This window comes from Bartonella schoenbuchensis R1, from assembly GCF_002022685.1.
GTDB classification, from domain to species: Bacteria; Pseudomonadota; Alphaproteobacteria; order Rhizobiales; family Rhizobiaceae; genus Bartonella; species Bartonella schoenbuchensis.
This window is the reverse complement of the sequence record NZ_CP019789.1, coordinates 1,358,988-1,373,116: the sequence shown is the minus strand read 5'-3', so window position 1 is coordinate 1,373,116 and position 14,129 is coordinate 1,358,988. Positions and strand designations below refer to the sequence as shown.

16 protein-coding genes are annotated in these 14,129 nt (G+C 38.9%); all 16 read left to right on the top strand.

The features are described from left to right. The first annotated feature begins 13 nt into the window (after positions 1-13). Positions 14-766, top strand: a complete 753-nt coding sequence (locus tag BscR1v2_RS06135; protein WP_078690102.1) for a hypothetical protein — start codon at positions 14-16, stop codon at positions 764-766. Further along, positions 763-1,953: a flagellar motor protein MotB gene (locus BscR1v2_RS06130; protein WP_078690101.1), complete on the top strand. Its 1,191-nt coding sequence runs from the start codon at positions 763-765 to the stop codon at positions 1,951-1,953. Before BscR1v2_RS06135 ends, BscR1v2_RS06130 begins: the two co-directional genes overlap by 4 nt. Then, positions 1,950-2,087 (top strand): hypothetical protein, encoded by a 138-nt coding sequence (locus BscR1v2_RS08030; protein ID WP_153302002.1) that lies wholly within the window; start codon positions 1,950-1,952, stop codon positions 2,085-2,087. The genes BscR1v2_RS06130 and BscR1v2_RS08030 overlap by 4 nt, the downstream gene beginning before the upstream one ends. Continuing rightward, complete coding sequence (locus tag BscR1v2_RS06125; RefSeq protein WP_153302001.1) at positions 2,078-3,340, top strand: chemotaxis protein; 1,263 nt, start codon at positions 2,078-2,080, stop codon at positions 3,338-3,340. Before BscR1v2_RS08030 ends, BscR1v2_RS06125 begins: the two co-directional genes overlap by 10 nt. Before the next feature lie 2 nt (positions 3,341-3,342). Further along, positions 3,343-4,488 (top strand): flagellar hook-length control protein FliK, encoded by a 1,146-nt coding sequence (gene fliK / locus BscR1v2_RS06120; protein ID WP_078690099.1) that lies wholly within the window; start codon positions 3,343-3,345, stop codon positions 4,486-4,488. Next, positions 4,451-5,017, top strand: coding sequence for a lytic transglycosylase domain-containing protein (locus BscR1v2_RS06115; protein ID WP_078690098.1), 567 nt, complete (start codon positions 4,451-4,453; stop codon positions 5,015-5,017). The genes fliK and BscR1v2_RS06115 overlap by 38 nt, the downstream gene beginning before the upstream one ends. Before the next feature lie 239 nt (positions 5,018-5,256). Further along, positions 5,257-5,943 (top strand): response regulator transcription factor, encoded by a 687-nt coding sequence (locus BscR1v2_RS06110; RefSeq protein ID WP_078690097.1) that lies wholly within the window; start codon positions 5,257-5,259, stop codon positions 5,941-5,943. Between the two features lie 224 nt (positions 5,944-6,167). Next, a complete protein-coding gene (locus BscR1v2_RS06105; RefSeq protein ID WP_078690096.1) occupies positions 6,168-7,379 on the top strand; it encodes a flagellar hook protein FlgE in 1,212 nt (403 codons plus the stop codon). Between the two features lie 30 nt (positions 7,380-7,409). Next, on the top strand, positions 7,410-8,780 hold the full coding sequence (gene flgK / locus BscR1v2_RS06100; RefSeq protein WP_078690095.1) for a flagellar hook-associated protein FlgK: 1,371 nt from the start codon (positions 7,410-7,412) through the stop codon (positions 8,778-8,780). A 7-nt stretch (positions 8,781-8,787) separates the two neighbouring features. Next, positions 8,788-9,870: a flagellar hook-associated family protein gene (locus BscR1v2_RS06095; RefSeq protein ID WP_078690094.1), complete on the top strand. Its 1,083-nt coding sequence runs from the start codon at positions 8,788-8,790 to the stop codon at positions 9,868-9,870. A gap of 16 nt (positions 9,871-9,886) precedes the next feature. Continuing rightward, positions 9,887-10,255: a flagellar biosynthesis regulator FlaF gene (gene flaF / locus BscR1v2_RS06090; protein WP_010704215.1), complete on the top strand. Its 369-nt coding sequence runs from the start codon at positions 9,887-9,889 to the stop codon at positions 10,253-10,255. Beyond that, on the top strand, positions 10,252-10,698 hold the full coding sequence (gene flbT, locus BscR1v2_RS06085; RefSeq protein WP_418214928.1) for a flagellar biosynthesis repressor FlbT: 447 nt from the start codon (positions 10,252-10,254) through the stop codon (positions 10,696-10,698). The genes flaF and flbT overlap by 4 nt, the downstream gene beginning before the upstream one ends. A 1-nt stretch (position 10,699) precedes the next feature. Next, positions 10,700-11,182 (top strand): flagellar hook assembly protein FlgD, encoded by a 483-nt coding sequence (gene flgD, locus BscR1v2_RS06080; RefSeq protein WP_010704213.1) that lies wholly within the window; start codon positions 10,700-10,702, stop codon positions 11,180-11,182. Continuing rightward, the gene (gene fliQ / locus BscR1v2_RS06075; RefSeq protein WP_010704212.1) at positions 11,179-11,445 is read left to right on the top strand and encodes a flagellar biosynthesis protein FliQ; all 267 of its coding nucleotides are present in this window, start codon (positions 11,179-11,181) and stop codon (positions 11,443-11,445) included. Before flgD ends, fliQ begins: the two co-directional genes overlap by 4 nt. Before the next feature lie 1,271 nt (positions 11,446-12,716). Continuing rightward, a complete protein-coding gene (locus tag BscR1v2_RS06070) occupies positions 12,717-13,955 on the top strand; it encodes a hypothetical protein (protein WP_078690092.1) in 1,239 nt (412 codons plus the stop codon). Further along, positions 13,952-14,110, top strand: a complete 159-nt coding sequence (locus BscR1v2_RS08025; protein WP_210188391.1) for a hypothetical protein — start codon at positions 13,952-13,954, stop codon at positions 14,108-14,110. Before BscR1v2_RS06070 ends, BscR1v2_RS08025 begins: the two co-directional genes overlap by 4 nt. The last annotated feature ends 19 nt before the right edge of the window (positions 14,111-14,129 follow it).

The window sequence follows — 14,129 nt, the reverse complement described above, 5'->3', positions numbered from 1 at the left end:
AGTGAGATGTTGAATGGAAGCGATCAATGGAATGGAAAAGATAGGTGAAGAATTTAAAAGAGAAGCAAGTGTATCACTTGCTTCATTTCTGAGTGATTTTTCACCTATCGATGAAGATACAGAGATTTTACTTTTTAGTGATGAAAGTGAACAGGTATGTGATAACGAGAAATATGAAGAATTTTTGTTATCTAGTACTGATTTTGTAGAAGAAGATATGGAAGAAATATTGCCTCTCCATGTTGCTTCTGAAAATGATGTTGATTTTGAAGTTGTCGAACAAAAGACTTTTGATCAGGTTGAGCAAGAAACGACAGAAAAGTTACAAAAACAATTTGCAGCTGAAAAGCAGCAAATGGAAGAAGAGTATGCCAAGGCTATTGAAGTGGCCAAGCAAGGTGCGGTTGAAAACCTGGGTGCTCAGATGCACAGCCAATTAATGGAAGGGTTTGCTGATTTGCGTCAAGGGATTGCTAAAGATATTGCGCAGGTACTTGCTGCCTTTATTGGTGAGAAAATTACGCAAGAGGCACTTCAGCAATTTGCTACAAAGATGGCAGATCAAGTTATTGATGAAGAGCAATCTTTAGTGCTTGAAGGAAATGAAAAACTGTTTGAACAGCTCAAAAAACAGGAGGGGTTTGATGCTTCTAAATTTGAATTTCAATCAACTAACAGTACAGAAATACGTTTGCGTCGCGGTAACGTGGTTACCGCTACACAACTGACTCCATTATTAGCAAACTTGCAGGAGTTGGTTCAATGAAATCTGAAGATGAACAGTCTCACTCTGAAATTATTATTGTTCGTCGTGGTGGGCATGACGATCATGATGAGCACCATGGGGGCGCTTGGAAAATTGCTTATGCTGATTTTGTGACAGCAATGATGGCGTTTTTTCTTGTGATGTGGCTTGTTAACGCAAAAGATGAAGAGACTAGAGAAGCTATTGCAAATTATTTTAATCCAATCAAACTTACGGATTCTCAAACAAGTAGCCGTAGCATTCAGAAAAAAAATGATGTTGAGGATGACAAAATTTGTCCTGTTGGTCAGACATGTGGAGGCGATAGCAAATCAGAAAATGTTCAGCTGGTTTCTTTGGAAGAAACAGAATTAATGCGTGATCCCTATAGTGGACTGGACAAAATTGTTCAATCTCAACAAAATGTGCAAAATATGCAAAGTCTTCCTGATAGTGATGGGAAGCATGAAACTCTTATGGGTAATAGTAAGGGTGATTCGAAAGAAAATTTACCAGTAACTGATTATCGGGATCCATTTTCACCTCATTATTGGAAGGAAAATGTGGCATCTCATAACAATACGTTGAATGCACAAGGAATAGAATGGAAGGAAGGTCAGGCCCAGCAACAGCTTGCGCAAGAAGATGCCCCTTCTCAGGAGTCACGTGATTTTGCAAAAGAGCTGGCAGATCTTATCAAAGAAATAACTGATGAAAATCATTTATCGGCTAGTGTGTTGCCAATCAGAGAAGGTGTTATGATTGAGTTGATGGACCAGCCTGAGTATGAAATGTTTAAAGTTGGTTCATCTGTTCCTACGGCACAAACAGTTGAATTTATTGATCGTATAGCAAAAGTTATTGCAAAGCATCCAGGAAATGTGGTGGTTGGTGGGCATACTGATGCACGCCCTTACCGTAGTACAACTCGTGATAATTGGCAACTTTCAACATCACGTGCACAGATGGTTTATTATATGTTAGTGCGCGGTGGTTTGGATGAAAAACGCATTTTGCGTGTTGAAGGTTATGCAGATCGGAATTTGAAAAACAAACAAGATCCTTATGCTTCTGAAAATCGACGTACATCCATTTTTGTACGGGATCCAAATGTTGATCTTACACGGAAAATGCCTGTATTAAAAAAGGCCTTGTCTAAACATCCAAGACAAATGGAGCCAGTTTCTCAAAAGGAAAAAACACCATGATTGTGAAAAAGGCATGTGGTGCTGGTCTTTTGTTTTTTATAACATTTACACAAGGGATTTTTGCACAAGGAGCAGGGGGGCTTTACAAAAAGAAGAATCAGCTTCTTATGCAAAAGTTGGGGAAATGTTTGTAGTGCAGGCGGCGCCCTTTTCTAAATCTGAGAAGTCTTCTGTTGGGTCAGAGGCTGTTTTGTCTCATCCAATGCAGCTTGTTCGTTCTTTACAAAATTTACAAGATCAAATTGTATCAGGCCAAGAGGAAGTACTGCAAAAACAACCGCAGCTTTTAAGGGAAATTGGTGAAAAATTTTTAAGTTTTAATCCTAGCATTTGGAAAGATAAGCAAAATCTTTATGCATTATTGATTTACCTTTTTAATGGTGGCAACCCTTCAGTTGTGCGCGTAATTTTAAAAAGTTATGGGCAAGGGGTGATTGCAGAAAATATAATGACTGGTGTTTTGGCTTATTTGTCTCATAAACAAGAAGTCTTTTTTAAAACTTTTGCAAATTTAACCGATGAAGATATTCAATCTATTCCACCTGCTTTATTCTTTTCTATAGTTCTTTCTACGGTTGGTAATACGATTATGAAAGATCCTGTTCTAGCTATGAAGCAATTGGATCAAGTAAGGCTTCTTTCCCCGGGGACTTTATTTGAAGAAAGTGCAATTCGTCGTGAGATTAAGGTTGCGACAATTCTCGGTCAGACGGATCTTTTGACTTTATTAGTGCGCAATTATGCAAGTCGATTTGGGAAGTCACCTTATGCGAAGGATTTTTGGCGTGAGTTTGGAATTGCTATACCACGCATTGATGAGAAATTAGATGATCAACAGTTAGAAGCACTGATTTCATATGCGCCGCCTATGGTACAATTGATGGCATATATGGATGTTAGTCGCACTGCATTGATTAATGCGCGTATGGAAAGGGCGCAATTGAGTGCTCAAAAAGCTTTAACATTGGCGCATGAACTTAATGTAAATGATGCACCGGCTCGCCTTTATTATGCTGCTAGTTTAGCTAGTTCTGTAACAGCACATGAAGCAGAACAATTGTTACAGAATATTTCAAGCAAAGATTTATCAGAAAAAGATCGCTTATTATTTATTGCTGCGCAAGCTGTGGCACAAAAAGTTACTTCTTCTCTAGTGGATGGTCAAAAAGAAGTTAAGACACAAGATTCTACACAACCACAAAGTCAAAAAGAATTAGATACAATGTCAAAAGAAACTGTGTCAAAAGAAGTTGAAGTTGTGTCGAAAGAAGCTAAAGAAGCTGTTGAGCAACAAAATGCTCCATCTTCTACATCAACAGAAATAAATCAGCTTATCGAGCAAGCACAAGAAAAAATAGACGAAGTCGATAAATTATTGGGAACATAGATATGATGATAAATACTGATGAATTGTGTGATATTCTTTCTACATCAGTGTCTAAAGTTAATAAGACTTTGGTTCAACCAAAAGAAGGCGGAGACAATCAGCTGCGTGAAGCGTTTAAAGCGCTGGTTAGCCAAGGTATGAAGCTGTCGGATGAAAAGATTCTTGAGGAAGATTTTTCTCAGGCAGTAGAAGAAGAAGCTTTAAAAGAAGATCTAGAACAAGATGATGCTGAAACTGTAAAAGCAAAAGATAAGCATTTAAAAGATAAAAAGAGAGCTTCTCTTCAAGATGTTTCTTACCCTTTATGCTTGGTACAGCAGTTTATGAAACAAGAAAAAATTGCACAAGAATCAGACAGATTTGAAAAAAATGAGAACGTACCATCTTCTATGAAGAGTAATGTGCAAGATCAAAAGATTGCAGATATTCAAAGAACGGATGTGGTTAAGGATGAAGTCCAAGGAGAGAACCAAGTTAAAACCGTTGAGAAAAATCCGCTTGCACAAAAATTTGTACCAAATTTTACGCACAGTGTTACACAAAATAGTGAACCATTAATGGCTCGTTTGGAGATGGGTGTTGAAAAATCTCAACTTCTAGAAGACCTGGAAATAGGTGATAAACTTACTCTTGAAAAAGAAAATTCTAATTTAATCAATAAGTTAAGCGATGTTGACATTACGTTGAATAAAAAGGTTGGCCATGTGCAGCTTTTACGTTTGAAGTTAACACCTGCTGAGCTTGGAACGATTGATGCTAAATTGCGCATGAGTGCACAAGGGCTTCATGTTGAATTGCATATTCAACGTCAAGAAACAGCACGCCTTTTGGCTGACAATCAACAGATGTTGGTCCGCATTTTGGAAAAGGTGCCTGTTAATGATGACAGTCGCGTGTTAGTCAGTATTATTGATAAAAATGCTCAAACTATCCAGCATGGTCAGTCTTCGCAGATGGATCAGGGGGCAGGGCAGAATGATAGTGGACAAAATTTCAATGGTCAGCGTCAGGCTTTTGGTCATAAGGGTCAGAATGAACAAAATGAATCAAAGCAATTTTTCAAACAATTTTTATTGGTGGATTCATCGCTGTTGGATATTTCCGTTGACAATGTTCACCCACACGATCCTTATCGGTTGGTTGTGTAGCTTTGTTACACTGAGCAGTGCTATAGCTGCTGGAAATGTGTGTGAAGCGGAAATGATTGACGCCTCTAAGCGTTATGGTATTCCTTTGGGTATTCTTTATGCGATTGGTTTAACAGAAACAGGTCATAAAGAATCACTTCAACCTTATGCATTAAATATTGATGGCAAAGCTGTTTTTGCTAAAACGCAAGCGGAAGCTTTACGTATTTTTAAAACTGCCCAACAGCGTGGTGCTAAATTAATCGATGTGGGTTGTATGCAAATCAACTATTTTTATCATCGTAAGCATTTTTCTTCTGTGGCAGAGATGCTGAAACCTCATGTTAATGTAGATTACGCAGCACGCTTTTTACGAAGTTTACGTCAAAAAGAAGGCAACTGGACTATGGCAGTTGCACGTTACCATGCTGGCCCCAATAATGACCCAGCTCAAAAACGTTACGTATGCCGCGTTATGCGCAATATGATTGCAAGTGGTTTTGGTCAATGGACTCCTAATTCTCGAGCATTTTGTAAAAACGCACCTTGAATCACTTTTTGAGAAAAATGGCATATTGTTTCATTTTGAACAGTTTTACATGTATTAAACAAGTATAAGTTGTATAATTAAATTAATAATACAATTATAAATAGTAAATTATTGATTTATATAAGATAAATTAGAAAAATAACTTGTGTTTTTAAAGATTAAATTATACGTTTTGTTAAGATTTAGATCTTTTCAAAAATAGATTTTAAGTTAAGTTAAATTATTTGAGTGAGAAGCGCATGATAGTTGTAGTAGATGACCGTAAGTTAGTAACGGAGGGCTATTCTGCGCTGTTCGCTCGAGAAGGAGTGGCTACAACAGGTCTCCTTCCTTCAGATTTTAGTGAATGGATTTCAACAGCTCCTGAGCATGAAGTAAATTCGATTGAAGCGATTCTTTTAGGAAAATGCGAAAATCAAATTGAGCTTCCAAAGGAAATCCGCACATACAGCTCTGCACCTATTTTAGCTATGACGGAAACAAACGTTCTAGATCATACAATAGAGCTTTTTCAAGCAGGCATCGATGATGTTTTACGCAAACCAATACATGTGCGTGAGATTCTCGCACGTATTGCTGCCATTCGCCGCCGCATCGGAGGTGATGTTCGTAGCGCTAACGCTGCAATAAAAATTGGCCCCATCAGTGTCTTTAATGATGGACGCGATCCGCGCATCAACGGTATAGACTTTCCTCTTCCACGCCGCGAAAGACGTATCCTTGAATACCTTGTAACAAACTACGGTAAGCGCGTTAACAAAACACAAATTTTTAACTCTATCTACGGCGTCTTTGACGACGCTATTGAAGAAAACGTTGTTGAAAGCCATATTAGTAAACTCCGCAAAAAGCTCAAATTGAAAATCGGTTATGATGTTATCGATTCAAAACGCTTTCTTGGTTACAGTTTAATAGTTAAAAATTAATGTTTTTAAAAACCTCTACTTTTTTTCTATTTTTCTGCTTTTTTCTTAAAATACACTATAGTTAGCGCTCATAATTTCACTCTCTATCTACGCCAAAGATAAAGTTATTTGTAAAATGTGTCTTTTTTAAGATCATTTTATTTCGATAGAAATATTAAGCAAAAGTTTCGCGCAAGAAAGTTTGCTTATGATAACGTAATAGGCTAACATTAACAGGAGATAATATGAGTATTTATGGAATGATGCGTACGGGTGTTTCAGGTATGAACGCTCAAGGGACACGCCTTTCTGGTGTAGCAGAAAATGTCGCTAATGTTAATACGATTGGATATAAACGTACAGATGTCCAATTTTCTAATTATGTGATACCTTCTGGAGATTATGCTTATGTTCCTGGTGGGGCGAGGAGTTATGTTGGTCATGACATTTCAATCAGTGGTCCGGCGCGTGCGACAGGTCGGATGGGTGATGTGATGATTGATGGTAATGGTTTTTTCCGTGTCGCAGATGAAAATGGAATAGAATATTTAACGCGTGCAGGCTCTTTTTCTCGTGATAAGGATGGATATGTCCGTAATCTAGCTGGTTATTATCTTTTAGATGAAGATGGACAAAGAGTTCAAATTAAAGGTGGACCGACTGATTTATTTGGTCCTGAGGTCACGACAAAGATTGATTTTAAGGTAAATTTTGACGCCAGTGCAGAGGCTTTGGATGTTCATGGAGATATTGATCCTAATGACCCTGAAAGTTATAATCATAAAAAATCGGTAACCACTTATGATAGCCAGGGTAAGAAGATTCAAGTTGATTTCTATATGCGTAAAACTGATGATAATAAGTGGACAGTTGATGCCTATGTTGGAGGGGAGAAGGTCGGTACCACGGATTTAGTTTTTGATAAAGATGGTAATCTTAAAGATCCGGTAGATGATTTTACATTAACGCTTCCAGAAAATGATGGGGAAGATGGTACTTTTGAAGTTGCTGTAAACTTAGGTGGGGTAGGAAAAGATTCCTTGGTTACCCAGGTAGGTAATTTATCTGCTTTCGAACTCGAAGCAGATGGTATGGAATCGGGTGCTTTTGACGGTTTCACTTTTGGTCGCAATGGTGAGATTGAGGTAAGATATACTAATCACCAGATGCGTGTTGTGGGGTACGTGGGTATGACCACTGTGACATCCCCAGAAAGTTTGACTGTTTTAAGTGGCTCTGTTTTTGGAACTAATAGTCGCACAGGAGGCCAAATGATGGGACGTCCTGGAGATGGTGTATTTGGTTTGTTGTTCTCAGGCTATCTTGAAGATTCAAACGTTGAGATGAGCGATGAATTAACGGATATGATTGAGGCTCAACGTAATTATACGGCCAATTCCAAAGTCTTTCAAACAGGCTCTGAATTAATGGATGTTATTGTTAATTTGAAACGATAATTTAGGTAAAATTTAAAGGGATTTCAAATTATGGGGTTTAACTCAACAATTAACACAGCACGAAACTCTCTCAAGGCGACTACAGGTCAATTGGGTATTGTTTCGCAAAATGTAGTTGGCGCTCAAGACCCGAACTATGTCCGGCGAACTTCATATATAGAATCAGGGCCAAAAGGTGCTGTTCATCTTATGGTTCGCCGTGATGGTGACATCCATTTGTTGAATAATTATTTGGTCAAATCGAGTCAAGCTGCTGTTTCTGGCAGTGTCGCTAATGGGCTTAATCGTTTGTCTAACATTTATGGGGTAGATGAGTTTTCACGTGCACCTTCACAATTGCTTAGCGATTTTCAAAAAGCACTACAAACTTATGCGAATGATCCGCAACAACGTTTTGCAGGAGATGCGGCCGTTGATCGTGCGCGTGATTTAGTTTACAGTTTAAATGAAGGCAATCGCGAAATCGAAAAGCTACGTAATGATGCAGATAGCGATATTCAGGACTCTGTTGATCATATTAATGATTTATTGCAACAGTTTCATGAGCTTGATCAGTATGTAGTTCGAGAAAGGAATGCGGGGCGGGATGATAGCATCTATATGGATCAGAGAGATACAGTCTTAAAAGCTTTATCTCAAGAAATTGGCATCAATACAGTGTATCATTCTGATGGAAGTATGACCATTTATGGTATGGATGGCAGTACTTTATATGATAAGACCCCACGGGAGGTAACATTTCAGTCGAGCGGCTCCTTGCCAGCTGGTGTTGCGGGAAAGCAAGTCTTTGTTGATGGCGTGCCATTAGGTCACCCATCTTTTGTTGAACCCAATGGGGGTGGCAATCTTGGTGGATTGTTGAGGATACGTGATGAAATAGCACCACAGTATCAAAAACAGCTGGATGAAATGGCAAATGCTTTACTGCAGATGTTTCCAGGGCCTCCTTCCTTATTTTTAGATGATAATCAGCCAGATGGTGTTATTGGTCCTATTGAGGGGTTATCAGGGAGAATACGGCTTAATTCTGTATTTGATAGTAACACAGAAGGCGGCGGACCAGAACATTTTGGTGAGGATCTTCAATCGTTAGTGGATGCTTTTGATCAAAAGCGGACATTTGGAACAGATACAGGTTTGTTTCCCGAACAATCTATTATGGATTTTAGTAAAAATTCAATTGGTTGGCTTGAAGGATTACGTTCAGATGCGGATAAAGACGCAAAATATCACAGTACAATGTTTTTACATGCGTCTGAAGCATTATCCAACGGAACAGGTGTAAATACAGATGATGAAATGGTGTTAATGTTACAATTAGAACAGACATATGCAGCCACCACACGTATTATTAGTACGGTTGGTAAAATGTTAGACGATCTTATGATAGCAATTCGGTAGGTATGAAATGAGAGTTCCATCAGTTTCAACATATGTTTTAAGTAATGCTCGGCGTGATGTAATTGCTAATGGGCAGTCTGAATTAATGCAAGCAAGCTATGAAGCGACTACTGGAAAATTGTATGATCCAGGTCTTACATTAGGGCGCAGAACAGGACGCTTGGTGAATATTGAAAGCCAGATGAGTTATCTTGAAGGTTTTAGTAATACCAATAAATTGACGATGTTAAGAATGTCCTCTATGCAAGCTGCAATACACAGTTTGGTTTCATCAGGTGATGAAGCAGCTGCACCAGGAGCGTTGACTCTTTTTAATAATATGCTTGTGGGCGATCCAGGAAGTGCAGCGCCATCTGTGATACAAGCAGTTGCACAGGATTCTTTGAGTGCATTTATTTCTGCTTTAAATACCAATTATAATGGTGAATATGTATTTGGTGGGACTAATACTAGTGAACAGCCGTTGAACTTTTATACAGTTGGTGGTGAAACTGGGCCTAGTAAGGTCGTAAGAGATACATTTGATGAATTTCTAGGCGGTAGAAAACCGGAAGATCTTACCAGTGAAGAGATGGAAGAATTTATTGATGGGCCATTTAGTAGCTTGTTTGATGAAGAGAATTTCACTCAAATTTTTTCAAATGCTCAAGATGGCTCTATTGAAAAGCGTATTTTGTCGAATGGTGAGACAGTCAATGTTGCAGCGAGTGCTAATGAAAAAGGATTTCGCGATGCCATGAAGAGTATGGTTTTGGTGGCAGAGTTTGGCGATATTGGTTTGTCAAAAGATGCACAAGAAGGTCTATATTCAAAGGCGCGGACTTCTAATGATCAAACATCTACAAGTAGTTCTACGAGTGAAATTATTGCTATAGCCTCCAGAATAGGGAGTGCTGAAGCGAGAGTAAAAACAGCTACACAACGAATTGAGATTCAGAAAGATCTTCTCATGAAAGCAAAGATTGATTTGATTGGTGTTGATTCAACAGAGGCTGTTCAGAAAGTTCAAGCGTTAGAAGCGATGTTAAATCTTTCTTATACTTTGACAGGGCGGATAAGCCAGTTAAGTCTTGTTAATTATTTAAGATAAGAGGTGCAGTTATTTGATGTACCAAATGCGATATGAAGATGTCATGGAAGATGATGCAATGAGCGCGCGTGAGCGTGAACGTTCTTTGTTTGATCGTTGCATTAAACTTTTTTTGGATGCAAAAGCAAAAGGTCCTGGTTCACATGAGGTTAATGAAGCAGTTCAATTTGCTCGGAAGCTTTGGATCATTCTTATTGAAGATCTCGGACAGGCAGAAAATGCTTTGCCACCAGAATTGAAGGCATCTCTTATCTCTATTGGTTTTTTTATTTTAAAGGAAATTCAGAAATTAGATGAGGGAAAGGTTGCTGATTTTGATGTTCTCGTTGAGATCTCAGAATCTATCCGCGATGGTCTTTCCACTAATCCAGAAATGTGTGAATGAGGAGGCAACCAATGTATTTAACATTAAAGCCGAATGAAAAAATTTTTATTAATGGTGCAGTTTTACGTGTAGATCGTAAAGTGACTTTTGAATTGCTCAATGATGTGACTTTTCTTTTAGAGGGGCATGTTTTACAAGTGGAAGATACTGATACGCCACTTAAACAACTTTATTTTTCTGCTCAACTTATGTTGATTAACCCAGGAGAAGCTGAACAGGCATTGGCAGTTTTTGTTGGATTGTTAAAAAAATTACTTCAAACTTTTACGGATAGTGATCTTTTGGAAGGGTTGAAAGAGTGTATCTATTTAACCGAGCAAAATAAAATGTTTGAAGTGTTGAAAGTTATTCGTGGTTTATTCCCAAGAGAAGCGCAAATTATGGGGAAAATACCTTTAACAAATGCAAACGCAAGAGAAGTTAGACAGGTTAGCGAGGTGTGATATGACGTTAGGTGCGATTGGTAGTGGTAGTCTTGAAAGTTTTCTGCGCAGAGATAGTGGAAGACAAGATGTTGTTGAAGCTAAGAAAGACACAGATTTCGATACATTTATAAAATTGTTGGTAGCACAGATGAATAATCAAGATCCAACCAATCCTATGGATTCAACAGAATTTGTAGCACAATTAGCAAGCTTTTCAGTTGTTGAACAAACTATAAAGACAAATGATAAACTTGATCAGATACTTTCAAATGGTTCCATTAATGGAGCAGAAGGATATGTTGGAAAATATATTCAATTTGAGGATGCTGATGGTAAGATAATTGAAGGATATGTTGAATCTATAGATATCTATACTGATGGTATGGTTGCGACATTAGATAATAATGAAAAAGTGCTTATCGGTCCGGGTATTACGGTAATGGGCAGTAAACCTGATTCAGATACTGATCAATCTCATGTTGAGGCTGAGGTTGAAGTATGAATGAAGCTGATGCTATTGATATGGTAACGGCTGCTATATGGACCATTTTAATTGCCAGTGGTCCAGCAGTCCTTGCTGCTATGTCTATAGGGATTTGTATTGCGTTATTTCAGGCGTTAACACAAGTGCAGGAAATGACTCTGACCTTTATTCCAAAAATCATTATTATTTTTCTTGTTTTAGCGCTGACAGCTCCATTTATTGGAGGGCAAATTTATGCGTTCACGCAGTTGGTTTATAATCGAATAGAAACGGGTTTTTGAAAATTTAAACATCATGTTTTAGCAACAATGTATTGGGAAATTTTCATCAATCTTTGATTATTTGTTTTTAATGAAATTTACCCTTTATATTTGAACATATCCGCTTATTTTTGTGATCAATGGGTTTGCAAGGAAATTCTACAATTTTAAAAATACTTAAAGCAAATAGATTTTTTCAAGAAGAAATTTGGCAATTATTTCTTCAATTTTGAGAAGGGCTTTTTGGATTGTTGTTATAAGAGGAAATTTATTTTAGCTTATAGCTAAACATACGTAAAGTATAATCTCTACTGTATCAATCTTCTATTCAAATGCTGACGTACCGTTTTTATCTATTTTTCTATAACAATTTATAGGGTCTATAGAGTTTTTAGCCAAAATGCTTAATATCTATCTTGATGCTGTCGAATAAGCTAAAATAACTATGAGACTCAACAAGTTGTTTTTGTGATCTACCGGTATTATTCTCGAAAACCATTATCGATGACTTATTTATTTGTTTACAGTGTATCTACATGGTCTGATTGAGGGAGAAAAAGCGGGGAATTAAATCTTGACCGTTCTACCTATGGATTACTTTGCTTAATTTAAGTGATAGATAGGTATGAAGGAAGGCCCCATAAGTCATAAGTTTCTCAGGTTCAGTTTTGGATTGTGGAATGTAGTCTCTTCCTTACTGATTTGATTATGATAAGCTTTTGCTAGTTCCTACAGCAGTATCCACTGATCAACGAAGTTTATAGTTTATATCTATAGAGGAAGCATGGGAGAAGGAAACAACACATCAAGCTTTTGCATAGTGTGTATATGGTTGAATTATTTCAGCACAGTCGAAGATCTGTTTAGAGCGTTTGAAGAATGAATGGTTGGTGTTGGTAAGATAGTATGCAAGTCATTGTGGGGTTTTATAAATGCGTGCAGGTAACTGAATTATGCTTTCTCCAGTGTATGATTGAGTTTAGTGAGCTTAGTAATATTTGGCGGTAGTTAGTTTTTGAACACATACCCTATTTGTTTATAAGTTTGATTTATCGTTTATGGTTTAGGTGTGTTTATTTTCCCTTTTATGTTTTGTAGGTTTATTTTTTTTATTTTGGGTCTGTGTTTAGGATCGTGTTTAGAGAGCATTTTGTTTTGTTTTGATGTTTTTTGTAGAAGGCTTTCTGGGGGCGTTTGATTTGGGGATCAAGCCATTCATGTGTGTTTTCATTTTTGTTTTTTCTTTTTTTTAAGAAGATTTTGTCTCTTTTAATCAGGGTGATTTAAAGAGGATGTATGGGTTTATGGTTATGCGTTGTGTGTTAAAACATCATGTTTGTTTGTGTGTTCTCTCGACAGCTGTTCTGGCGGGTCTTGCTCTTATTACGGCTCAAACAAAAGTGTATGCCAAATCACTGAATTGTAATGGGTTTGTTAATGATAGGGCTAGTGGGGATCCTGATGATCCTAGTGGTGATAGTAAAACTGGGAAAATCGAGTGTGATGGGGAGGGGAGGTATGAGAAGAAGTATGGGAAGGGGAAGTATGAGAGGGTGACGGGTGGTATAGGTGGTAGTAGTGGGGAGCTGAGTGGTGATCGAACTATAGATATGGGTGCGGATCTTAAGCCTGCTGTGAAGGTGCATGGGGGGAGGGCTGAGATTACGATAGTAGGTAAGCTGACGATCACGGATAAGAGTAGTAAGAGTACTGGTCCGGCGATTCAGGTGGAAAAGCAAGGGAAGCTGACGTTGAATGATGTCAATGCTACAGGGGTGTATAAGGGGATATTGGTTAAGGATTCAAAGTCTTCTGTTACGGTACTTAAAGGATCGATAGGGGTTAGGAGAGATGGAGATTATGTGATTGGGGTGAAGGATGGGGGAGAGGTGACGTTGATGAGGGGGGTGACGGTTAATGGAGGGGGGATAGTGGTGGGTCAGGGTGGGGGGACTGTAACGTTGGTGGGTACGAGTTTTAGTAATGTCAAGACGGGGATAGTGTTTATGGGGAATGGAAAGGCTAATGCTACTGTGATGGGGGGAGGGGCGAAGATTAATTTAGCAAGTGGGGGTACGGGAGTGATAATGCAGGGGAAGGGGAGGGGAGAGGTGATGAATATGACGATTCAGGGAAGGGGGGGTATTGGGGCTGATGTGACGGATGGGGCGTTGATGTTGAATATGGTGACGATTGAGGGGGTTGGAGTGGGGGCGAGGGTGACAAAGGGGACGTTGACAGTGATGGGAGAGGCGATGATTAGTGGAACTACGATGGGGGCTGATGTGTCGGGAAGTGGGGTGTTGACGGTGATGGGGAATGTGATGATTATGGTTACGGGGCGTAATGGTACGGGGCTTAAGGTGACGGGGGGGAGTGCTACTATGGTGGGGGGGTCGATTCAGGGAAGTGGGGGTGTTGGGAGTTATGGGGTGATAGTGGATACTTCGGGGACGGTTGAGTTGAGTGGAGGGGTGGAGGTTTCAAGGTTTGAAACGGGGGTGTATGTGAAGGGGGGGTGTTTAAGATGACTGGGGGGTCGATTACGGGAATGGGAAATAGTCAGGGCACGGGGATATATGCGGCGGGGGATGATGTGACGTTGAGTGGAGGGGTGGATATTTCAAGGGTTAAAACGGGAGTCTATGCGGAAAAGGGGACGTTTAAGATGACTGGGGGTCGGTAACAGATTTTGCGAGTTATGG